The 23,032-nt window shown below is 42.8% G+C and carries 20 protein-coding genes, 1 tRNA gene and 1 pseudogene; 12 read left to right on the forward strand and 10 right to left on the reverse strand.

Features of this window, described 5'->3' with window-relative positions:
* A pseudogene (locus FXV91_RS12655) lies at positions 1-291 on the reverse strand (acetyl-CoA decarbonylase/synthase complex subunit alpha); the annotation flags it as partial.
* A gap of 1,397 nt (positions 292-1,688) precedes the next feature.
* On the opposite strand from FXV91_RS12655, the gene FXV91_RS12660 reads away from it, so the two are divergent.
* Both FXV91_RS12660 and FXV91_RS12665 read left to right on the forward strand, forming a co-directional pair.
* The gene (locus FXV91_RS12660; protein ID WP_229390960.1) at positions 1,689-2,357 is read left to right on the forward strand and encodes a rhomboid family intramembrane serine protease; all 669 of its coding nucleotides are present in this window, start codon (positions 1,689-1,691) and stop codon (positions 2,355-2,357) included.
* Positions 2,354-2,782, forward strand: a complete 429-nt coding sequence (locus FXV91_RS12665) for a hypothetical protein (RefSeq protein ID WP_229390961.1) — start codon at positions 2,354-2,356, stop codon at positions 2,780-2,782. Before FXV91_RS12660 ends, FXV91_RS12665 begins: the two co-directional genes overlap by 4 nt.
* A 185-nt stretch (positions 2,783-2,967) precedes the next feature.
* Here FXV91_RS12665 and FXV91_RS12670 read toward each other — a convergent pair whose 3' ends face one another.
* Positions 2,968-3,246: a hypothetical protein gene (locus tag FXV91_RS12670; RefSeq protein ID WP_229390962.1), complete on the reverse strand. Its 279-nt coding sequence runs from the start codon at positions 3,244-3,246 to the stop codon at positions 2,968-2,970.
* On the opposite strand from FXV91_RS12670, the gene FXV91_RS12675 reads away from it, so the two are divergent.
* Positions 3,215-3,796, forward strand: coding sequence for a TIGR00288 family NYN domain-containing protein (locus tag FXV91_RS12675; protein ID WP_229390963.1), 582 nt, complete (start codon positions 3,215-3,217; stop codon positions 3,794-3,796). The genes FXV91_RS12670 and FXV91_RS12675 overlap by 32 nt on opposite strands.
* 33 nt (positions 3,797-3,829) lie before the next feature.
* On the opposite strand, the gene FXV91_RS12680 is transcribed toward FXV91_RS12675, so the two are convergent.
* The 6 genes from FXV91_RS12680 to FXV91_RS12705 all read right to left on the reverse strand — a co-directional run bounded on the left by FXV91_RS12680 (position 3,830) and on the right by FXV91_RS12705 (position 9,644).
* Positions 3,830-4,807 (reverse strand): methanogenesis marker 12 protein, encoded by a 978-nt coding sequence (locus FXV91_RS12680; RefSeq protein WP_229390964.1) that lies wholly within the window; start codon positions 4,805-4,807, stop codon positions 3,830-3,832.
* A gap of 23 nt (positions 4,808-4,830) precedes the next feature.
* Complete coding sequence (locus FXV91_RS12685; RefSeq protein WP_229390965.1) at positions 4,831-5,184, reverse strand: DUF2103 domain-containing protein; 354 nt, start codon at positions 5,182-5,184, stop codon at positions 4,831-4,833.
* A gap of 363 nt (positions 5,185-5,547) precedes the next feature.
* Positions 5,548-5,985 carry an ACT domain-containing protein gene (locus FXV91_RS12690; RefSeq protein ID WP_229390997.1) on the reverse strand — a complete coding sequence of 146 codons (438 nt, stop codon included), beginning with the start codon at positions 5,983-5,985 and terminating at the stop codon, positions 5,548-5,550.
* Between the two features lie 365 nt (positions 5,986-6,350).
* Positions 6,351-7,655, reverse strand: a complete 1,305-nt coding sequence (locus FXV91_RS12695; protein WP_229390966.1) for a phenylacetate--CoA ligase family protein — start codon at positions 7,653-7,655, stop codon at positions 6,351-6,353.
* Between the two features lie 506 nt (positions 7,656-8,161).
* The gene (locus FXV91_RS12700; RefSeq protein ID WP_229390967.1) at positions 8,162-9,166 is read right to left on the reverse strand and encodes a bifunctional oligoribonuclease/PAP phosphatase NrnA; all 1,005 of its coding nucleotides are present in this window, start codon (positions 9,164-9,166) and stop codon (positions 8,162-8,164) included.
* A gap of 124 nt (positions 9,167-9,290) precedes the next feature.
* Positions 9,291-9,644: a prefoldin subunit beta gene (locus FXV91_RS12705; protein WP_229390968.1), complete on the reverse strand. Its 354-nt coding sequence runs from the start codon at positions 9,642-9,644 to the stop codon at positions 9,291-9,293.
* Between the two features lie 448 nt (positions 9,645-10,092).
* Between FXV91_RS12705 and FXV91_RS12710 the strand changes: the two genes are divergently transcribed.
* From FXV91_RS12710 to FXV91_RS12745, 8 genes are all read left to right on the forward strand, one after another.
* Complete coding sequence (locus FXV91_RS12710; protein WP_229390969.1) at positions 10,093-11,178, forward strand: M42 family metallopeptidase; 1,086 nt, start codon at positions 10,093-10,095, stop codon at positions 11,176-11,178.
* Between the two features lie 522 nt (positions 11,179-11,700).
* On the forward strand, positions 11,701-13,191 hold the full coding sequence (locus FXV91_RS12715) for a (R)-citramalate synthase (RefSeq protein WP_345945514.1): 1,491 nt from the start codon (positions 11,701-11,703) through the stop codon (positions 13,189-13,191).
* 293 nt (positions 13,192-13,484) lie between these two features.
* The gene (locus FXV91_RS12720) at positions 13,485-15,179 is read left to right on the forward strand and encodes an acetolactate synthase large subunit (protein ID WP_229390971.1); all 1,695 of its coding nucleotides are present in this window, start codon (positions 13,485-13,487) and stop codon (positions 15,177-15,179) included.
* A complete protein-coding gene (ilvN, locus tag FXV91_RS12725; RefSeq protein ID WP_229390972.1) occupies positions 15,179-15,664 on the forward strand; it encodes an acetolactate synthase small subunit in 486 nt (161 codons plus the stop codon). Before FXV91_RS12720 ends, ilvN begins: the two co-directional genes overlap by 1 nt.
* Before the next feature lie 390 nt (positions 15,665-16,054).
* The gene (gene ilvC / locus FXV91_RS12730; RefSeq protein WP_229390973.1) at positions 16,055-17,062 is read left to right on the forward strand and encodes a ketol-acid reductoisomerase; all 1,008 of its coding nucleotides are present in this window, start codon (positions 16,055-16,057) and stop codon (positions 17,060-17,062) included.
* A gap of 339 nt (positions 17,063-17,401) precedes the next feature.
* The gene (locus FXV91_RS12735; protein ID WP_229390974.1) at positions 17,402-17,944 is read left to right on the forward strand and encodes a nitroreductase; all 543 of its coding nucleotides are present in this window, start codon (positions 17,402-17,404) and stop codon (positions 17,942-17,944) included.
* A gap of 257 nt (positions 17,945-18,201) precedes the next feature.
* Positions 18,202-18,273, forward strand: a tRNA-Arg gene (locus FXV91_RS12740).
* Between the two features lie 710 nt (positions 18,274-18,983).
* Complete coding sequence (locus FXV91_RS12745; protein WP_229390975.1) at positions 18,984-19,910, forward strand: hypothetical protein; 927 nt, start codon at positions 18,984-18,986, stop codon at positions 19,908-19,910.
* A 132-nt stretch (positions 19,911-20,042) separates the two neighbouring features.
* On the opposite strand, the gene gltA is transcribed toward FXV91_RS12745, so the two are convergent.
* Positions 20,043-21,452, reverse strand: coding sequence for an NADPH-dependent glutamate synthase (gltA, locus tag FXV91_RS12750; RefSeq protein WP_229390976.1), 1,410 nt, complete (start codon positions 21,450-21,452; stop codon positions 20,043-20,045).
* Positions 21,453-21,470: 18 nt separating this feature from the next.
* A complete protein-coding gene (locus FXV91_RS12755; RefSeq protein WP_229390977.1) occupies positions 21,471-22,316 on the reverse strand; it encodes a sulfide/dihydroorotate dehydrogenase-like FAD/NAD-binding protein in 846 nt (281 codons plus the stop codon).
* 568 nt (positions 22,317-22,884) lie between these two features.
* Here FXV91_RS12755 and FXV91_RS12760 point away from each other — a divergent pair.
* Entirely contained in the window at positions 22,885-23,025 is a 141-nt protein-coding gene (locus tag FXV91_RS12760; protein ID WP_229390978.1) for a hypothetical protein, read from the forward strand.
* The last annotated feature ends 7 nt before the right edge of the window (positions 23,026-23,032 follow it).

A 23,032-nucleotide genomic window follows, 5' to 3' on the forward strand; every position in this document is an offset into this window, starting at 1 on the left:
CATGTCAATTCCGCAAGCACCTCTCTTGTTTCCGGAAAGGTCACATGGTCCGTAGGTACAGTAGCAGCACTGGTCACACATAGGGGTCAAAACAGGCTCATAGCGGTCAAGAAGAAGCAAGTTCCAGCTTCTGTAGGATGCCAGACCTGCAAGAGCAGTGGGGCCCATCGGACCTAACTCTTTTGCTTTTTCTTCAGCAGCCTCCTTTGCTGCCCCTACAATGTTGTTAATAGTGATCTGAACGGATTCCAGATCTTCTATAGAAAAACTCCCGGTAGTTAGTTTGCTCATGTGAGCTTTACCTCCTAAATTTGTTTAAAGTCGACTTCGCCAAGACGATTGCAATTCTGATAAGCGGCATATTCTTAATGATTATACTTTATATATCTTGCCGTCTGATTTAAAGTTACAACCGTTTAAATGACGCTTTATGGTAAAACGTTCTTAGCTCTCTATTTGAACATTAAACGCTATACCAACGTTTTTTCAAATAAAAACGTTTTTATAGGGAATATTTTCTTGTAAAAGTCGTTTTTAGGGCCTGAGTTCTCTTCCAAATCCCTTTTTACGCCCTATGTCTCAAAAAAACCGTTTTTGCCAACGATTGAGACCTTAATATTGAGCAGAGGTCGCTACCGATGGATAATAAACACTAATTAAAAGTCTAAATGTACCAAATCTATATAACATTTTCTAATTTGTAACACCCTATTTCGCGATGGGTAAAATGGAATGTAGATACTCAGTCTTCATAAAAAAAATCTCAGAGATCTTCTATGTAAGAAAAATCTTCAACGTCTGAAGATGCTGGTTTTTTGACTTAGTATTCTTGAGCCTTAATTATTTTTTCTACGGATTTTAATATTTGTTATTAATTATTTCTTTTTTTCATACTAATAACAAATAATTTTAAAGCTTCTTCTTATCTGGGTGTCAAACTTCGCACAAATAAAACTCAAACTATTCCATATCAGCTTTTAATATATTATTCGTAATAATTATTTAATTTATTATACTTCTCGTTCTTATAAAAATATCAAAACTTATTTATATCGGTACGTTCTCCAAATCACTTTATACAGTAAACGCTGTAAACCGTTTTTATGATTTTTTTCTGGAAATGACTACTTATAATAATTACATTTGAATATTAAATGATATATTCTTTGATTTAAATAAAATCTGCTCCAATATATAAGAAGTGCTGGGCTTATTTCCGGATACGTGATACTATTAATATCATGGAATTATATATCATTAAATGAGTTAGAGATTCAAGACTGCTTATTTCCAAAATTAGGGGTTAAAACCAATCAATTTGATTAACTCAGGGTTGCAGTTAATCTTTTTGTTTACAGGTTTTTCAAGACATGGGATTTAGAGTGAAGATTCCAGGCTTGAAGGCTTCAATGATATAAATCTGGGTTTCTGACACTGGATCAGAGTATGGAATTATTTAAGGTGGCCTTTTCAGTTTATGAAGCCTGCTATTGATCAGCTTACTTACTGGTATTTGTTCCTTACCTTATGTTTGGATAATATTCTTGTGTTTGGACGCCATTCTTGTGCTTGAATGATACTCTGATTTATTTTGAGGCATCGCAAATTGCCTTTTATAATTCGCCTTATTAGTCAGGTGCTTTTATTCAACAATTTTATACCGGATTAAGATAGAGAGTAATTAGAACATGTTTAACCGTGATACACCGTATGAGTCTCGAGGTGGAACAACTGATAGAATCAAAAGCTCTGTTTCCACAAGCCCGTCGATGGCAATCATCTTCCTATGCATAATTTCTTTCTTTCTGGAAATGGTTCCGGGCATAGGGTCTCTCTATGTAAGCGCTTTTCAGTTTGACCCGGGTTCTCTTCTGACGAGGCCCTGGACACTTGTCACATACATTTTTCTGCACACCGGCTTATGGCATCTTTTTTTTAATATGCTTGTCCTGTACTTCTTCGGGACTGCGCTTGAGCGAAGGGTTGGGAATAAACAGCTCCTTGGGATCTTCTTTACTGCAGGAGTTCTATCTGCAATAGGATACACTTTCTTAAGCCGGCCTATTTTCAATATTTACCCCGGCCCTATGGTTGGTGCGAGCGGAGCTATCTACGGAGTCTTTGCAGCGCTTACCGTACTTGAGCCGAACCTCAGGGTATATGTTTATTTTATCCCGATGCGTTTAAAGCATGCTTTAGTGCTCTTTGCTATGTTTGATTTTCTAATGGTCAATTCTTCAGATATGATAGCCCATACTGCTCACCTGAGCGGACTCTTTGTAGGCCTCTACATGGGTTTTCGTATGAAGAAAATCCATGAAAAATATCTGAAGTCGAGGTATGCCGGCAGGTGGTGAGTCTGGAAGAGGAAGTCTTTTCTCAGGACAGGTATTATTATCCGAGACCCGGTCCAGGGGAAAAAATTCCAATTCAAATCTTAAATTTCAGGCGGGTCTTTGCAGCCTGGTCCCCAAAGCTGAAAAGTACTCTTTATTTTGAAAAAGCCCCCGAGGATCCTGAGGAAGAAGGTCTTAAAAGGGTAAGAGAAGTTGTCCTCCTTCAGGTCTATGACTGGTTCGCGGGCAAGGAAGGGTTAATACAGCTTACGGGTCCGGAGTTCGAGCAGTTTATGGAGGTCTACGAAGCTTTCCTACATAAATTAGGGGAAATTCAGTACAGCAGGCAGAAGAAGGGAAGGAAAATTGAAAATATCTTTGAACTTCGTGAGTCTCCTTACATTATTCGGGAAGTTAAAAAAGGCCCTTTCTCCGATAAATTATAATTCTATAAAATATATATCGTGTTCTATAGTTAAAAATATTTAATTTTGAGGGGTTTAATTATTACTCAGGACTTCCGGGAAGGTGAGGTTTTTCGGTCCAAACACTCATATAGGGCAAAATTAAAACCTTTAATTGTCAAAGTATGCAAATGTTTTACTACAGAAAAGCAAATATTTAGATATAATCAGATTATTACCCGGACTGCCAGGTATCGGGCTTTAAACCTGAAAAACCGCAGTTGTAGATTCATGGTTATGGGAACTAAAGCTGCGACTTTTTGAAGGTTAAAGCAAAAACTTGTATCGGCAGGCATGAGATAGCTGCTGGAAACTATATTGCCCTCACAGGCCAATTCTCCCTGAATCTTTGAGGGCATAAAAGTAAAAAAAGCAGGTTGAGTAAAACTGTAAGGATCACAGAGGACATTGATAATGAAGCCTGTAAAAAGCGGACTTGATTCCATTTCTAGATACCTCCGTACTAAGAAAGAAGTTGGAAGGAGGAAAATAGGACTTCTGGTAGATGGGCCGAATATCCTCAGAAAAGAGTTTGATGTAAATCTTGAGGAAATAAGGGACGTTTTGAAGGACTACGGGAATATCAAGATCGGACGCGTTTTCCTGAACCAGTACGCCTCTGACAAGCTCGTCGAGGCTATTGAAAACCATGGACTTGAGCCCATCATCTGTTCCAGTGATGTGGATGTGCGCCTCGCAGTAGAGGGCATGGAACTGGTCTACAACCCTAATATAGATACCCTTGCAATCGTGACCCGAGATGCGGATTTCAAACCGCTCCTGAACAAAGCAAATGAACACGGGAAAGAGACAATTATCTTCGGGGTTGAGCCCGGATTTTCCACAGCGCTCAAGAATTCTGCGGATTATGTCATTCTAATGGACAAAAACCGCATGAGCGGTTACGATGATGAAGTCGAAGGAGGAAAACTTGACGCCTCGGAGCTCGAAGATTATCAGGAAGATGAGTATGAAGAGCCTGTGGAAAAGACCTGATTCTTCTCTAAGGATGGCTCCTCTTCCCACTCTTTAAGGATAATCGACATCTACCCCAAGGATCTGTTTTTCTCCGGCAAAAACGTCCCTTGCTATCTCGGCACAGCCAATTGCAGCGTGCCACTTCCCGAGGCTATTACAGTCCTGACCAAGATGTTTGCAGATCCTTTTCTGCACGTATTCTACTTCCCCTACCGAACCTGCAAGAAAGACCGCTCCGGTAACCTCATAGTCTTTGAGGAGAAGCTGCATTGAAGCAATTTCCATAGCTGCAAAAAGAGCTATGGTATCAAGGGCAAGCAGGGCAGTTTTTTCGCCTTTTTCGGCTGCATTGAGAAGTTCTTCCCTGTCCTTATAAGGGGTCATCTTCAAAGCACCTGCTTCTATAAAAGCCTGATTCGCTGTCTGGAGACCATCATCAACATTCCTTATTGCCTGCAGGTCAAGAGGTCCGTGGTGAACTCCCGGAGCAAAAATGCAGGCGTCAATTGCACCGATTACTTTTCCCGAAGCAATTGCGAGGGTCACAGTGTTGGAGCTGATATCGGAAACTACAAAGTTTTCATAGCCCAGACACCGGATATGGTATGCAATCCCCAGCTTTTCCGGGCTTGTTAGATGGGAAAATACCTTCATTCTCGGATCTACTTTACTTCCCGTGTGAAGACCAGGAAGTGCTATCGCCGGAATTCCGGAGTTTCTTACCGCATCAAACACCCGTGTGCCTCCTCCAGTCTTTTTTCCTGCTCCTTCCGTACTCCGAAGCCCTCTTCCCTCAAGTTTTTTTAAGTCTTTGATTTCAGAAAAACCGTCTCCCATAGAGTATGTCAGAGCAATAAGGTCGATGTTTCCAGTCTCAATTCCAAACTTTTTTTCTATGGATATCAGGATTTCTTTTTCTGACATTGCGGCCGCTTCAGCCCTTCCGAGTTCAAATGTCAGGACTTTTTCACCCTCAATAAGTGCAAAGCGCATTGCTGTTGTTCCGTGGTCAACCCCTATGAATGCCAAGTAGTAATCTCTCCTTCAACGCCTCAGAGGGCATTTTTTAATATCTCATTCAATTCGTTCATAATTCTGTCCCCTTCATCAGCTGTACCAACCGTTGTCACCAGCCTGACTTCCTGGAAACTTCTACCTTCAGAGAGCAATAGCCTGAGGTTCCCTCTGGCGTCAGCGCGCAGGACTTTTCCAGCCAGTTTTCCCCCTGCAACACCTTTTACGGAAATTATGGACGGAATTACTTTTTTTATTTCTGGGTGCTGGCTTACAAGCTTTACGAGTTTTTTTCCAGCTCTTCCCCCAATAATCGTGGTATGAGTTCCGCCAAGTTTATTCTTTGAAAGGTTTTGAGCGTTTTCCTGTAAGCTATCTTTATTCTCTGTCATTTTAGTCAAATCGGCTGATTTTACCTTTTTGTCGGCTCAATCTCTGTTAATGTTATATGGACTGCCTTTTCCTTATTCTCAGAAAAGTCTTTCTCTGTTTGTTCTTTTTATATTTATAATGTATATCTATTTACGCAGTAAAGGTTCAGAGAATCCCTGATAAGTAAATTTCTTAATAAATATTTCCGGCTACAGGTATCTCCCGGCTGCGAAACTTTTTATAAAAAAATTGCCACTCAGCCAGGATTATGTAAAAAGAGTACTCCAGATGCTCAGGCAGATAAACAAATGTGCCAGGCTCTGGATATTTTCTGGTTTTTTCTTTAAAGCTGCTTTCCCGTAAAATCCGGTACTCAATCAAAATCAGATCTTTTCAAGTTCTTTCATGCCGATTAGCTTTATACCGTTCTCTTCCAGTGTTTTTACCGCTTTCTCGATCTCATTTACCCGAACAATGAGAAGAGCTTTCTGTTCCCGGGTGACAAAAGCATAGGCGTAATCAAGGTTGATACTGGATTCTCCGAAAACTTCCGCAATCCGGGACATGCTGCCAGGGACATCTTCCATTTCGATTCCAAGAACGCTGGTCTCTGAAACCGTGAACCCGGCATCATGGAGCACACGGTGAGCATAATCCGACCTGTCCACAACCATACGAATGATCCCGAAATCTCCTGACTCGGCAATGGTAAATGCTCTTATGTTTATGCCTGCACTCTTCAATTTATTTGCCACGCTTGCAAGTCTGCCAGGTTTGTTTTCCGCAAAAAGGGAAATTTGTTTTATCACTTTGTCTTCCATTCCAGCACCCATGTCCTTTTATCCCGTATTCCTTTTTAGATTTTATTCTTTTTTCTATCAAATTAATCAAGATATTTCAACTTTTTCTCTTTTCTACTTTTTCAGTTCCCTGTTTTAACTTCTCTTCTTTTCTCAATATTTTCCTCAGAATATAATATAAGTTTTTGTCTATTTTTAAGTTTACATTTGGGTTGTTTTACTAATACAAAGAACCGTTCTGGATTTAAAGGAAAAGCTTAAAAAGGAACTGGAAAAAGGAACGCCCTGAAAGAAGTAATATTTCACCTCTTTTTTCGGATATTCCTTTCTTTTTCTAAAGTTGAAACTTTTTGCCTTTTTACTTCATATTTCAAGCTGCAAAATCTTCAGACCTTCCGCTTGTCTATAACCTTCTTTGATTTTCCTTCCGAGCGCGGCAGAGAGCCATGTTCCACAAGTTCTACCTCAACTGCAAGGTTCAGCACGCTTTTTAAAGCGCTTGCAATTTTCTTTTTGAGTGCCATCATGTCCGACATCTTGTCACTGAAGGCAGACTCGTGCATTTCGATCTGGACTTTCATTGAATCGAGTGGGCCTATCCTGTCCACGATAATCATAAAGTGATTCCCTACTTCAGGAATATTCATCAAAACTGATTCGACCTGACCAGGGAAGACATTTATGCCGCGCACTATAATCATATCGTCCGAGCGCCCGCTGATGCGTGTGATCCTCGGGTGAGTCCTGCCGCATTTGCAGGGTTCAGAAAGTTTTCTGGTAAGGTCCTTGATCTTGTAGCGGATGAGGGGGTTTGCTTCTTTTGCCAGGGTGGTGATTACGAGTTCTCCTGTCTCTCCATCGGGCACAGGTTCTCCTGTTTCGGGATTAAGAATCTCTACCAGGAACAGGTCTCCCCAGATATGGATGCCGCACTGTTCCTCACATTCTGTAAAGAGGGGACCGCTAAGCTCCGAAGTCCCGTAGATGTCATAGGCTTTAATCCCTGACTCATTTTCTATCCGTTTCTTGAGTTCCTCAGACCAGGGTTCAGCCCCGAAAAATCCCCTCTTTAATTGTGTATCGTCCCTGATATTGATGCCCTCTTTCCTTGCGATTTCAATCATGTATAAAAAGTAAGAGGGTGTGCAGGCTATAGCTGTCGTACCAAGGTCTTTCATGAGTTCAAGCTGGCGTTCGGTGTTCCCTGAACTTGTAGGGAGTACGGTTGCTCCTACTTTTTCACTTCCATAATGGGCACCGAGTCCGCCTGTAAAAAGTCCGTACCCGTAGCTTACCTGGAGGATATCATCTTTTCCTACCCCGACGGATGTGAAAGCCCGAGCCAGGGACTCTGCCCAGTCGTCAATGTCTTTGTGGGTGTACCCGACTACTGTCGGTTTGCCGGTGGTGCCCGAGGAAGCGTGGAAGCGGGCGAGCTTTGAATTAGGGACGCAAAACATTCCGGTAGGGTATGTATCTCTGAGATCCTGCTTAAAAGTAAAAGGTAATTTTCTAACGTCCTCAAGTGTCCGGATGTCTTCCGGGCGAACGCCATGTTCGTCAAACCTTTTTCTGTAAAAAGGAGAGTTCTCATACACATAATGTACGAGGTTTTTCAGTTTTTCTTCCTGCAACTTTCTCAATTCGTCTACAGGCATTGTCTCTATTTCAGGATCCCAGTATTCTGGCATTTTTTTCACGCTCTGTGTTCTTTATTTTGAGACCTTTTAGTTTCAGGCCGCGTCTCTTTCGACCCTCTTTTATGTATGTCTTTCATCTCATGTCCCTTTAAGGTCATGCTTTAACGACGGCAGCTCTCATTTACCGTCTATTCGTTTCTGAAAATTGAGGTGCTCCCGGGCGGATATGAATTTCCGGTAGATATGATAATGTGAAGGTAAGTTGGATTCTCATATAAATAATACTTGTTGTTATCGAGTAAAAAAGATGTTTTTCAAATTAAATTGAGAAAAGTAATAGTATGAATATATCGAAATTAGATTAAATTGAGAAAAATAAATTGAGAAAAATAAATTGAGAAAAATAAATTGAGAAAAATAATAAGATTAATACATCGAAACTCAATTAAATTGAGAAAAGTGATAGGATATCTCGAAAAAAATGATTACTTTCAGTCAAGGAAAAAAATTATAGTTATTCTAACCATTAAACAGGTATTTTAACCGCTTTTTACTATTTATTCGTCCTCTTTAATTTCAATTTCATCCTCGGAAATCTCTTTTGAGGTCGCTCCAAGGGAATTTTCAAGGATTTTCTTTGTCATTTCCCTGCATTTATGCAGTACTTCTTCCATATTGGCAATTATATCTATTCCTGCAGCTCCTGAATGCCCGCCTCCGGTGCCGTTATATTCGTTACTGATATCTTCCATCAGCTGGCCAAGGTTAACTCCGGCATTTACAGCATCGCGCTTCGCCCTTGCACTTACCCTGACGCTTTCTCCTTTGGTAGTGCCAACAAAAGCCACATCAGCTCCGATGTTAATAAGCATGGAAGATGCAGAGCCTCCGAAAGAACTCACATGAGAAGAAGCTATAAGCATATCTCCTATCCTCTCGAGTTCAACCCTGCTTGCTGCTTTCAGGATAGCTATGCGCATCGAGATATCCTGTGGGGTGGCAGCCATCAGGTCAAGTACTTCCCCGTACTCAACTCCGCTAGCCTCAATAATTTTTGCCACTGTTCGGAAAGTATCAACAGATGCGTGCTTGAAGTGCCCGGTATCTGTTACGATGCCTGTGAGCATACCGATTCCTACCCTGCGGTTAATCGGCGCCCCCATTACTTTTAAAATATCATAGACTATCTCTACGGTTGAAGTCGTGTTCCTGTGCAGGTAAAATTCTGCGTTCTCGGTAAGGGCAGTGGTAGTATGGTGATCAATTACACAGTAACTGGTCAACTCAATATCGTTTAACTGCGCTTTTGTCGAAGTATCAACTACGACAACAAAACCGTAATTTGCAGGGTCTGGCTTATCCACTACCTCAATTCCGAGCCTGTCGATCAGGACGGACGCCACCCGGTTGCAGCCGTCCACGAGTCCGACTGTCCCCCCTATCGCCTCGGAAAGAGCAAAAGCACTGCTAACAGCATCCGGATCTGCATTCCTGTGACACAAATATAAAATGTTTCGATAGTCAAGGAGCCGGTTAAAAAACTCCGCTTCATCAACTTGCATTGTTCACTCTGGATACCGTTTTTTATAGGTATCGAAATTCCCGGAGTTCCGGGATTTCGGCACAATCTCCGTTACAGCTATACTTCTGTCCTGTATTCTACTTATATAAAAGAAAAATAAAAGGTTATTGTGCTCTGGGTCCCAGTGCCTGCTGGATCTGCTCCTGAAGCTGTTTGAAGCGGGTAGTGAGCCTTTCTTCCTGCCTGGAAATAGACTGAAGCCTGAGTGAGAGAGTTTCTTCCCTGTCTTTAAGTTTTGAAACGGACTCCTCTTTGCTTGTTTTTATCACCAGTTCTCCGACATTACGGTAAATAACCGCATCGTCAGCCAGTCTTTCTAATTCTTCAAGAGCCATTTTGGACTCCTTCTGCATAGCTTCAATTTGAGATTTTTGCATGGTCAGAGCTTGAACCTGCTGCTGTACTTGCTGAAGCTGTGCTATCTGGTTCTGGATTTGAGGAGGTAATTCTGCAGTCATGTAATTTTCACCTGAGTCCTCAATAAACCTGAAGGGATTTTAATGTTTCTGTTCTACAGCTTCCGAAAATAACCTTTACCATCAACCACTAACCTCTACCAGCAGGAAGAAGCTTAACAGTCTCTGCCAAAAACTTAAACAACAAGTTCAACTTATATAAAAACACTCTAACAATTTAATTAATATGCAAAAGATGGTCTGGCAAAAGTTATGAGTAGAACACGATTGCGGCCAGGAAACATGTATTAAATACATAGGAACTAAAAAGCCTCAGAAAGTTTTTCAACAAAAGATAATCATAAATGGTCATTTATAATATGTCATATTAAACATATTATTTAGCAAATTAACTGAGTGCACTCCAAACTGAACAGGTATTAGTCCGAATTAACCTGTGCACACTCAGACTGACAGTCCAGATTAAACCACTATTCAGGAGATTTTCTTAATGGAAAAAACTATGGAAAAAGGCGGAAACCTTGAAGAAATAACATCTCTTCTTGAAAAGTTCACAAACGCTCACGGAATTTCCGGCTTTGAAGATGAGGTTCGGAAACTGCTTGAAAAAGAACTTGAACCCTATGTCGACAGTCTGCGGGCAGATACCATGGGGAACCTCATCGCTGTTAAAGAAGGGAAAGGACCTTTTGTAATGCTGGCTGCCCATATGGATGAAATAGGGCTCATGGTCAGGTATATTGATGAAAATGGATTCCTGCGATTTGTCGGGATCGGAGGATGGTTTGATCAGACTCTTCTGAACCAGAGAGTCATGGTTCACGGTAAAAAGGGCACCATTCCCGGAGTTATAGGCTCAAAACCTCCTCACGTAATGAAAGATGAGGACAGGAAAAAACCTGTAAAACTCGAGGATATGTTTATCGATATAGGGGCAAAAGACAGAGAGGATGCCGGAAATCTGGGAATCGAGATAGGCACGACAGCCTCAATTGATCAGGAATTTGTTGCCCTGGCAAACGGAAAGGTTACTTCCAAGGCTTTTGATGACCGCGCAGGAATTGTAATTCTTCTTGAGGTCATGAAACAGCTCCATGAACGCAAAATTGAAGCCAATGTCTATGCCGTGGGTACGGTTCAGGAAGAGGTAGGGCTCAAAGGAGCAAGAACGTGTGCTTTCGGGCTCTGTCCGGATATTGCTCTTGCCCTTGACACCACTATCCCTGGAGACCATCCGGGCATCAGCAAGACCGATTCAGCCATGGAGCTGGGAAAAGGGCCCGTAATAACTGTGGCAGATGCTTCTGGAAGGGGTCTTATAGCTCATCCACAGATCCTCAAATGGCTGAGGGAAACAGCTGATGAAAACGAGATCCCCTATCAGCTGGGCGTGGGTTCCGGCGGCACCACCGATGCTACCTCAATACACCTCACAAAGGAAGGTATCCCTACAGGCACGGTCAGCATAGCCACACGCTATATCCACTCTCCAGTGGAGGTACTGGATACGGCAGATATAGAAGCTTGCGTTTCCCTCATTGTAAAGGCAATAGAAAATGTTAAAAAATATTTCTAAATTATAATCCTTAATTTTTAGTCTAAACCCTTATTTTAACTTTTTAAGGCTGGTTAGCAAGAGCATAGCAGGATCATTTTTCTGCAGTGCAACCTGTACGGAAGTTTCTTTAAGGGTTATAAGCACGTGATTTGTTCTAAACTTCCCATTATCGGTTATTCTTGCAGGTTTATGGGAAACATCTTAAATCCTTTTTTTCATTTTCCTTTTTTCTTTTTTCATTCTGCATGTTTTCTGGTCGGCTGTGAGGTTTCCGATCAACTTATATTCTTTATTTTTCTTACGAAGTACGATATATTGTTAACTGGAAACTAAAAATAGTATGGTCTACCTATTGAAGAGAAGTTTCAGAGAGCCCTGGAGTAAATTAGGGAATGTTCCCGAATAGAACGGGGGTTTTTGAGATTAATATATTACATTAAAAATGGGTTTGTAAAACAGGATATAATTATATAATATATTGCAAATATTATCCTCCTGTTCTGCAGGACCAATCTATTAAAATAAAACCAAAACTGAGGGATTGTATTATTCGAAAATATCCGCTTCCTGGATACTACTTTGAGAGACGGTGAACAAACACCTGGCGTAGCCCTGACCAGAGAGAAGAAACTCTTAATTGCCCGGGCCCTTGATGAGATGAAAGTCTCCGTAATCGAGGCAGGCTCTGCAATTACTTCCGAAGGTGAAAGGGAATCCATCAAGGCTGTAGCTAACGCAGGGCTCAATGCCGAAATCTGCAGCTACTGCAGAATTGTAAAAATGGACGTTGATCATGCTCTTGAATGCGACGTAGATTCAATTCACCTTGTAGCTCCGGTTTCGGACCTGCACATCCGGACGAAAATCAAAAAAGATCGCGATGCAGTAAGGCAGATCGCAGCCGAAGTCATCGAGTATGCTAAAGACCACGGCCTGATTGTGGAGCTGAGTGGAGAAGATGCCTCGCGGGCAGACCTTGGATTTTTAAAAGCCATTTATGCTGACGGGATAGACGCTGGAGCTGACAGGTTATGCTTCTGCGATACCGTGGGGCTTCTGGTGCCTGAAAAGACCACCGAGATTTTCCGTGACCTGTCTTCCTCCCTGAAAGCCCCTATCAGCATTCACTGCCATAATGACTTTGGTTTAGCAACTGCAAATACGGTTGCTGCGCTTGCGGCAGGAGCAAAGCAGGCACATGTGACAATTAATGGTTTAGGGGAAAGAGCCGGAAATGCTTCTCTTGAAGAAGTCGTAATGAACCTTGAATGGCTGTATAAATACGACACCGGCATCAAGCATGAGCATATATACCGGATTTCGAGGCTTGTAAGCCGGCTGACCGGAATTCCTGTTTCCCCAAACAAAGCCCTTGTAGGGGGAAATGCGTTCACTCACGAAGCAGGGATTCATGTGCACGGGCTTCTGGCTGACAAGGCAACCTATGAGCCGATGAGCCCTGAATATATCGGACGGCAGCGCCAGATCGTACTTGGAAAACATGCAGGAAGGAGCTCTATTACCCTTGCTTTAAAGGAAATGGGGCTTGAAGCTGATGAGGCTCAGACGGAAGACATTTTCAACAGAGTTAAGCAGATGGGCGACCAGGGAAAACATATTACCGATGCTGACCTGCAGACCATTGCAGAAACCGTGCTTGATATATACAAAGAGCCTCTGGTAAAATTAGAAGAGTTCACCATAGTATCCGGAAACCGTGTGACTCCAACTGCTTCTATAAAGCTCAATGTAAAAGACAAACCTATCGTACAGGCCGGGATCGGAAACGGGCCTGTTGATGCTGTAATTAATGCCATCAGGACAGCTGTAAGTTCCTGTGCGGAAGATATCGTCCTTGAAGAGTACCATGTAGACTCAATTACCGGCGGAACTGATGCGCTTGTAGAAGTAAGGGTAAAACTTTCCAAGAACGGGAAGGTAATTACCGCAAGCGGAGCAAGAACGGACATTATAATGGCATCTGTAGAAGCTGTAATGAACGGGATGAACCGCCTTATCCGGGTAGAATAAGTCCCAAAGGATGCGGAATTCAAAAGTTTCTCAGGAGGACTATCTGTCCTCTCTTTTTTTCGGTTTGAAGAAATTTTTGAAATAGGGGATCTCTGGCACTCTGAAAACCCGGAGAAACCCTCATCCATATATAACATGATTGATTATGATGTATTTGCGAAATTCGCGAAGAAAAAAATGTGAGTGTGAGAGATAAAAAAGTATTTCTTAAACACACCTTTAACTGGAAAAGTACTCACCTGGAATGTGAGTATCCAGTTAGACATCTCAAGAGATAAATAAGGAGATAAATAATGACAACCGGGTCAACAGAAAAAGTTAACGGTGCAAAGGCTCTAATAAAGTGCCTTGAAAATGAAGGAGTTGACACTCTCTTCGGATACCCCGGAGGGCAGATCATTCCTTTCTACAACGAACTCTATGATTCAGATCTGCGCCACATACTTGTACGCCACGAACAGGCAGCAGCTCATGCTGCGGACGGGTACGCCCGTGCTACTGGAAAGACCGGGGTCTGTGTTTCTACTTCAGGTCCCGGAGCAACCAACCTGGTAACAGGTATTGCTACCGCATATATGGATTCAGTGCCGATTGTAGCCTTAACCGGCCAGGTACCAAGATCCCTTATCGGAAACGATGCTTTCCAGGAAGCAGATATTACTGGCATTACTCAGCCAATTACCAAGCATAACTATCTCGTACAGGATCCAGCAGAAATCCCGAGGATTGTAAAAGAAGCCTTCCATATAGCATCCACCGGAAGGCCTGGCCCGGTATTAATTGACCTTCCAAAGGATGTACAGAATATAGAGATCGACTTACACTATCCTGACAAGGTGGAGCTTAGGGGCTATAAGCCAACTTATAAAGGTAATACCCAGCAGATTAAACGAGCCGCCGAAGAAATTGCAAACTCCTGCAGGCCCATAATCTATGCAGGAGGTGGAGTGATAAGTTCGAATGCGAGTGCAGAACTCGTTGAGCTGGCTGAGACTATCCTGGCTCCGGTTACCACCACTCTTATGGGCATAAGCTCTATCCCGACTGAACATCCTCTCTACGTCGGAATGCTGGGAATGCATGGGTGCAAATATGCAAACTATGCAATTCAGGAATCCGATCTTATCATTGCTGTGGGAGCAAGGTTTGATGACCGCGTAACAGGTAAACTTGAATCTTTTGCCCCCAACGCCAGGATTATCCATATTGATGTTGACCCTGCCGAGATCTCCAAGAATGTAAAGGTACATGTACCGATTGTCGGGGACGCAAAGCAGGTGCTCAAGTCCCTGATTAAATACATCCAGCGCTGCAACTCCGCGGAATGGATTGAAAAGATAAACCAGTGGAAAAAGGAATATCCTCTTGGCTACAGGCAGGTGTCCGAGGATGTCGTAATGCCCCAGTTTGTTGTCGAGCAGATATCCGAAGCATGCAAAGATGCAATCATAGTTACAGAAGTTGGACAGCACCAGATGTGGGCTGCCCAGTTCTTCAAATACAGTACGCCTCGAACCTTCCTGACTTCAGGTGGGCTTGGCACAATGGGATATGGGTTCCCAGCAGCCATAGGAGCCAAGGTCGGCAGGCCGGATAAGACCGTTATAAATATCGCAGGTGATGGCTCTTTCCAGATGAACTCTCAGGAACTCGCAACTGTGGTTCAGAATGATATCCCTGTTATTTCCGTGATCCTGAATAACGGTTATCTGGGCATGGTCAGGCAGTGGCAGGAACTCTTCTACGACCGCAGGTATTCCTGCACCTTTATCAAGGGCAGTGTTGACTTCGTAAAACTTGCTGAAGCCTACGGGGCTCTCGGGCTGCGTGCAGAGAAGCCGTCCGAAGTCAGGCCTGCAATTGAAGAGGCTATCAGGTCCGGAAGGCCGGCTGTTGTCGAAGTGATTGTCGAGTGTGAAGCCAATGTTTATCCGATGGTCCCGGCAGGAGCTGCAATTAATGAGATCATTGACCTGGAGGAACACTGATGAAACATACACTTGCAGTTCTTGTGGAAAATAAGTCAGGTGTGCTCTCCAGGGTGGCTTCGCTTTTCTCAAGGCGCGGATATAATATCGACAGCCTGGCTGTGGGAGTTACTGAAGATCCTGATATCTCGAGAATCACCATTGTGGTTCATGGAGACGACCATGTGCTCGAACAGGTAACAAAGCAGCTCAACAAGCTCATAGATGTCATCAAGGTCTCGGATATCGGAGGCGATGAAGCGGTTGAGCGGGAACTTGCCCTTATCAAGGTCTCAGCTGATGCGAACACAAGGGGAGAGATTATCCAGATTGCAAATATCTTCAGGGCCAGAATAGTGGATGTTGCCTCAAAATCCATGACCGTTGAGGTGACAGGTGACGAGAGCAAGATCCAGGCAATCGAAAAACTTCTCCGCCAGTTCGGGATCAAGGAGCTTGTCAGGACAGGCAAAATTGCAATGGTCCGCGGGTCAAAGAAGGTTTAAATATTAAGGGCAGGTAAAGAGAGGTAGCTGCGCAATTATTTTTCACAGATTGGGGCAGCCGGAAGCCTTTTCAAATCCTAAAGGTCTTCTTAAAAACACTCCGGGTTTCCGGCCTCTCTTTCACTTCAAAAGCTCGCCAGGATCCAGAGACAGCAATTTTTCAAAAATCAATTTAATTCTCGGGAAGTATCTGTGTTTGTAAGTCCGGATACTCCCCCGAATAATACAGGGAATTTTAATTAAAAAATTAAAGAATTTACAGGTAATCAATCTGTAAAATTAGTCAGTAAAATCAATCAATAAAATCAATCAATAAAATCAATCAATAAAATCAATCAATAAAATCAATCAATAAAATCAATCAGTAAAATCAATCAGGAGAATCAAATAATGGCAACGATAATTTATGACAACGAAACCACTTTTAATGCACTTAAGGATAAGACCATTGCAATAATGGGATATGGAAGCCAGGGACATGCACATGCCAGAAACCTTCACGAATCCGGGCTTAATGTCGTTGTTGGGCTCAGGAAAGGCAGTTCCAGCTGGACCAAAGCCGAATCTGATGGCCTGAAGGTCATGACTGTCGAAGAAGCTGCAAAAGCTGCAGACGTTATCATGATCCTCCTGCCTGACGAAAAACAGTCATCTGTTTACTATTCCCAGATCGAGCCCAACTTGAAAGCCGGCAACGCCCTTGTTTTTGCTCACGGCTTCAATATCCACTACAACCAGATAGTGCCCCCAAAAGATGTGGACGTTTTCATGGTTGCTCCCAAAGGTCCCGGACACATTGTCAGGAGAACATACACAGAAGGTATAGGAGTGCCTGGTCTGATTGCAGTTTATCAGGACGCAACCGGAAAAGCAAGGGACCTTGCTCTTTCTTACGCCAAGGGTATCGGCGCAACCAGAGCAGGAGTTTACGAAACCACCTTCCGTGAAGAAACTGAAACCGACCTTTTCGGAGAACAGGTTGACCTCTGCGGAGGGATTTCCGCGCTTATCAAGACGGCTTTTGAGGTGCTTGTGGAAGCAGGGTACCAGCCTGAAATGGCTTACTTCGAAACCTGTCATGAAGTCAAACTCATTGTTGACCTTATCTACGAAGGCGGGCTTGAGAGGATGTGGCACTCTGTCTCCAACACTGCCGAATACGGTGGCATGACCGTTGGCCCGAGAATCATCAATGAGGAATCCCGCGAAGCCATGTACGTGGCCCTTGAAAGGATCCAGAACGGCGAGTTCGCAAAAGAGTTCGTCCTCGAAGGCATGGTCAATCATCCTGTACTTAAAGCCATGGAGCGCCAGGAAAAGGAACACCCACTTGAGATTGTCGGCAAGGAAATCCGGGCAAATATCCCCTGGCTCAATAAGAAGATTGATGACGACTGAGTCTTAAGTTATTTTTTTCAGTTTCAGGCCAGGCCGGTCAGATGGCCTGGAGACTTATTTTTTCTGGTTTCTTCTAGTTTCTTCTAGTCTTTTTCGGTCTCTTCTAGTCTTTTTCGGTTTCTTCTAATTTTTTGGCCTTTTCTGAAATTTTTCTGGATTTCTGGATTTCTCCAGGCTTTTTTCTATACTTGCTTTTCAGATTAGTGTTTTTTCTGTCTTTTTCGGGGTTGCACAGATTTAATTGCTTCCTGCTTGCCGGTAACACTTAATAACTTGATTTCAATCTTCTATCAGAAAGTTCATAAACCTGAAATTGAAAATCCAATCCGGAGAGAAAATATGCCAGTAACAGGAGAAAGTAAAGTCATTGACACAATCCTCAACAGACGAAGTGTCCGGGAGTTTACGGACAGACCCATCGGCAAGGACGAAATCAACATAATCCTTAATGCAGGCCGCTGGGCTCCCTCCGGGTTGAACAACCAGCCCTGGCGCTTTGCAGTTGTCAGGGACCCGAAAATTATCCACGAGCTCTCTGAATGCACGCATTATTCCAGTATTGTCTCAGGAGCCCCTCTGCTTATCGCAGCTTTCCTGGATACGGAACACTCGTACAACAGGACAAAAGATGTCCAGGCAATAGGGGCTTCTATCCAGAATATGCTCCTTGCCTGCTGTGGGCTTGGCCTGGGCACAGTCTGGCTCGGAGAGATCTTAAACCAGCATGAAAAGGTTAATTCAATCCTTAATTGCCCATCTAAACTCGAACTCATGGCTGTGATTGCCATTGGAGAACCTGCTCCGGGAAAACGTACTTCCACACGTAAAGCCCTTTCGGAACTGGCATTTGAAGAAGAGTACGGGCAGAAATGGGAAGAATGAGGGCATGAATTAGATGCGAAAAATATCCTGAATTCAAAACAAAAATATCCTGACTTCAGAACGAAATATCCTGAACTCAACGTAAAACTTAGGAATTTATAAGTTGGCCTGACGAATGTTTGTTCGAATCGTTTTCTTTGAGGACATTTATAATTTCGTTGAGGATTAAATTTATAAGCTATTTAGCTCTATAAAGAGCCAGTTAACTGATGACAGCTTTATGAGTCAGTTAATCGATCATAAGTTTTTCAAAATGAAGGTCTGTAGTGTAGCGGATATCACTGGAGCCTCCGGAGCTTCGAACCTGGGTTCGATTCCCAGCAGACCTGTTGCTAATTTTTCTGTTGAGCTTTTGCAAGTTTATGTGATATTTATTGAAAAACTTAGGGGCTTAATTCCTGCTTCATTTTTTGTATTCTTATTAATGATTTCGATTTCTTTTGTTAATATTGTAGAGCCGCTTCGGGTTAATTTCATGAAATCTTTCTGAAAATGCTGTCCTCGACGGGCAAAAAATATAAAAAGAGAAAAGAGATAAATATATCTAATAAAAGAAGTCTGGAAGGTCTACAGCATGGCTCATAGGTTAAATCGTCGCTTTCTACGTGCAGGGAGAAGAAAAATTTCCTTAGTTCAGTTAATTCTCATAGCAATAATAATATATTTTCTGCTTCGGATTCTTTTGCCTCTTGTGTGGACTCTTTTTTTAATCATTGTGTTGATTGTAATTTTGAGAATAGTCTTTGACCTTTGACTTTGTCCTCTCTTTTTAATTTATTTCATTTATTAATTTATTTTATCTACTCTTCTTTTTATTATTTTACTAGATTATATGTGTTCGACAAACCATATATTTAGTAAACTTTATCATCATTAAATCTGAATTAATTATTATTAGCAAAAATAGGTTTTTCAAATGGAAGGTTCTGAATTTACTTGAATTAATCACTTATTGTAGAAAGCATGAATATACAACTTTAATTTTCTTTAGTATTTTAGTTGGGGGTTGAGAAATACGGGGATAAGGAAGAAAATAGTCATGGGCAAGAGTGGTCTTGTTCTTCTAGGGCTTGTATTGGTAATGTTTTTTTCTGGATGTGTGGAGAACGAAGTTTCTGCTGCAGAGGTAGAGAATAAGCTTTCTGCTGCGGAAGAAATTGATACTTCTTTTTTACTTATCAATAGTGCTGAAAGCAGAATTGTATCTATAAGGCAAGATATAGAGTCTGGTACCTATACTACGGCAAAAACGAGTCTAAAAGCTTCAAAAATAGACTTCGAAGAGGCTTTAAAGATCCTTAACGATACTTCTTCGGATTACGAAGAGGAAAATCAGGAAATTGAGAGATACAAAACTTTAGCTGAAAGTGGTCTGGACAGGGTTTCCTCCCTGGAGAGTCTGCTTATTGCAATGGAACATTTTGATAAGTCTTTTGCGTACATGTATTCAGAAGAATTTAACTTGAGTAAAAAAGAACTTGACAAAACGAATGAAGCTTTGAATGATTCTGCGGTTTCATTAAGTTCGGCAAAAGAAAAGGTCTTTACGATCGATCCCAATTCGGTGCCTGTAGAGCAGAAAAGCTCTATTATTCTGTTAAGAGACGACATGGAAACCAGCGAAACTATGCACGTGGAAATCAAAAAGATGATTAGTGGAATGTATCCATATATGGACGGGTACGAATGTCTTTTAAAAGGAATAGAATATGGTGACGCTGAGAAATGGGATAAAGCCGCCGATGAATTTGAAAAAGCTTCCAATAAATTTTCTGAATCTCAAAAGGTTTTGGAGAAATTGAAAGATTCGGAGTATTCAGAGGTTTCTGTGGGAGCTATTGAAATGTGTGGGCTTCTGATGCAGATGCAAAAAGACTTGCCGCATTTTGAAGCAGGTTGCAGGTATATGGAGAAAGGCCGCTATTCTCAGGCGCAAAAAGAATTTAATAAGCTTTCTGGCTTTTGAGTAAGCTGTTCATAAAAATATTACGAAAAGGTTGCAAAAAACATCACAAAAAGTCGGGATAAAAGAAACGAAATAAAAGTAATTTTTAGTTTTTCTTTTATCCCCATACTCTATTTATTTCCACTATTTTCTTCACTTTTCTTTCAAATACTCATCAATTGCCTTTGCCGCCTTTTTGCCTGCACCCATTGCACTGATTACGGTTGCTGCGCCTGTTACCACATCTCCACCAGCAAAAACTCCGCACTTGGAGGTTGCCCCGGTCTCTTCGTCGGCAACTACAGTGCCCCGTTTGTTCTGCTCAAGACCTTCTGAGCCCTTGAAAATTATCGGGTTCGGAGAAGTCCCGATCGCAATAACCACAACGTCCGCAGGTATAAGGAATTCCGAACCTTCTACAGGGACAGGGCTTCTCCTGCCGGATTTATCGGGCTCGCCAAGCTCCATTTTTATGCATTCGACGCCTGTAACATTGAATTTCTCGTCTCCGAGGATGCGGACAGGGTTTGTAAGGAGCCTGAAGGTAATGCCTTCTTCTTTAGCATGCTCGATTTCTTCGCGGCGGGCAGGCATCTCGTCTTCTCCGCGGCGGTAGACTATACTTACATCTTTTGCGCCCAGGCGGAGGGCGGAGCGGGCTGCGTCCATTGCCACATTTCCGCCTCCCACAACCACAACATGCTTGCCGCGCCTGACCATGGTGTCATATTCGGGGTCATAGGCTTTCATGAGGTTTACGCGGGTCAGGAATTCGTTTGCGGAATAGACGCCATTTAAGTTTTCGCCTTCTATTCCCATGAAGTTCGGGAGCCCTGCGCCCGTGCCCAGGAAAACGGCATCGAAGTCGTCGCAGAGTTCGTCCAGGGTTTTGATCCTGCCTATGATATAATTGGGCTTGACCTCTACACCGAGCTTTTCAATGTACTCTACTTCCTGCCGCACAATCCCTTTTGGCAGCCTGAACTCCGGGATGCCGTAACTCAGAACTCCTCCGGCTTTGTGCAGGGACTCAAAGATCGTTACTTTGTGACCAAGCTTTGCAAGGTCTGCTGCGGCAGTAAGCCCCGCAGGACCGGAGCCCACTACTGCTACCTTTTTGCCGGTAGGAGGCATAGCTTCAGGAGCCTTCACACCCTTTTCGCGCTCATAGTCCGCGCAGAAACGCTCAAGCCTTCCTATTGCAACAGGCTGGCCTTTCTTCCCGAGTACGCAGCTGGCTTCGCACTGGGCTTCCTGGGGGCAGACGCGGCCGCAGATTGCAGGGAGGGCGTTTGTGGCTTTGATCCTCTCGATTGCCCCCTCAAAATTTTCCTCACAGACCAGCTGGATAAAGCCCGGAATATCCACATTCACGGGGCAGCCCTCAACACACTTCGGGTCTTTACAGGCGAGGCATCTGGAAGCTTCTACTAGGGCATCTTCTTTCGTGTATCCGAGAGTTACTTCATTAAAGTTATTTCTGCGCTCTTCGGCAGGCTGCTCTGGCATCGGGGTTCTTTCTTTCTTTACTTTTCCTGTTTTTTCTCCGTGTAGTTCTTGCATTTTTTCATCCCCTCCTTCTCAGTGCAGTCCGCACCTGCATTCCTCTTCATACTTTTCCACAGCTTTTCCTTCTTCGCCGCGGTACATTGCGAGCCTGTTCATGAGCTGGACAAAATCAACCTCACGGGCATCAAACTCAGGCCCGTCAACGCATGTGAACTTTGTTTTTCCATTGACTGTAACTCTGCAGCCTCCGCACATCCCTGTTCCGTCCACCATTATGGAATTGAGGCTGACCAGGATTTCAACATCATAGGGGAACGCAACCCCTGCCCCTACTTTCATCATGATTGGGGGTCCGATAATTACAACTCTTGCAACCTTTTCACCGCTGTCCAGAATCCTTTTCATGATATCGGTTACAAACCCATGGTGCCCTTTTGACCCGTCATCGGTTGCTATGTACAGTTCGGAACTGGCTTTCTCCATTTCATTTTCAAGAATCAGGAGGTCTTTATTTCGGGCTCCTATAATTGAAATTACCTTGTTGCCTGCATTCACATAAGCCTTCGCCTGGGGGTAGATAGGGGCAACTCCTACTCCTCCTCCTACAAGAATTATAGTACCGAGTTTTCTGACATCAGCAGGAGTACCAAGGGGTCCGACAAAATCTTCAAGGGAATCGCCTGCAGAAAGCTTTGCAAGCTGTTTTGTGGTCTTGCCCATTTCCTGATAAATTACAGTAACCGTGCCTGCCTCTCTCTCAAAATCCGCAATTGTAAGAGGAACTCTTTCCCCCCTTTCATCAATCCTGAGGATTATGAACTGTCCGGCTTTTGCAGCCTTTGCCACATCAGGGGCATCTATTATCATTCTGTGTACCGATGGAGCAATTTCTTCCTTTTCCAGTATTCTATATGCCATGAGATCACATTTTCCTGAGTAAAAGCATATCTTCTGAACAAATGATAGGGTAAATTTAAATGTAACTTAGCTTTATGCGGGTTCCTGTCCTTCTGCGTTTTCGCATGGACGTTCCCCTTATACTGATTAATGGGATATATATTCTCCCAAATAATTTTAGTTATTCTACCTGGTCTTCATTACCTTTTTAGTTTAATCATAAATGCCTGTTTTTTTGACAAATTTATCGAATAGGAACGAAACTTCTTCAGATCCTTTTAACCTATCTACAAAAATTTAATAAATCTAGAGGGTGTAATAAATTTAAGGGTAAATTCCCAAACTCGGCTGATCCGTGGGTTGGATTGGTGTAAAGGAGGGGTGAAACAAAGGTACTTCAAACGATAGCTATAGCTGAAGCTACAGGTCTTAAAATCCTGAAGAAAGGAATAATTCATTCTGATGATTTACTGGCAGAATAGGTTAATTTCCTTTTTGAGGGCAAAATACAAAGACAATATGGATTTACGAAATGAAACTTCTGAAACGAATCTGTTCATAATATACAAACTATAAAAGGAGTTGGATTATGCCGGAAGAACGAAGAGAAGGGGAACAGGGAGAAAAGCTGGAAAAGAAAGAAGGAGAAGAGGTCGCAGACGTTGACCCTATCCATCCGTCCGAAGCAAGGGGTGGCAAGAAAAGATCACTTCTTGACACCTGTAAATAACTTAATT

The sequence above is a fragment of the Methanosarcina sp. DH2 genome, assembly GCF_020804225.1.
Taxonomy (GTDB): domain Archaea; phylum Halobacteriota; class Methanosarcinia; order Methanosarcinales; family Methanosarcinaceae; genus Methanosarcina.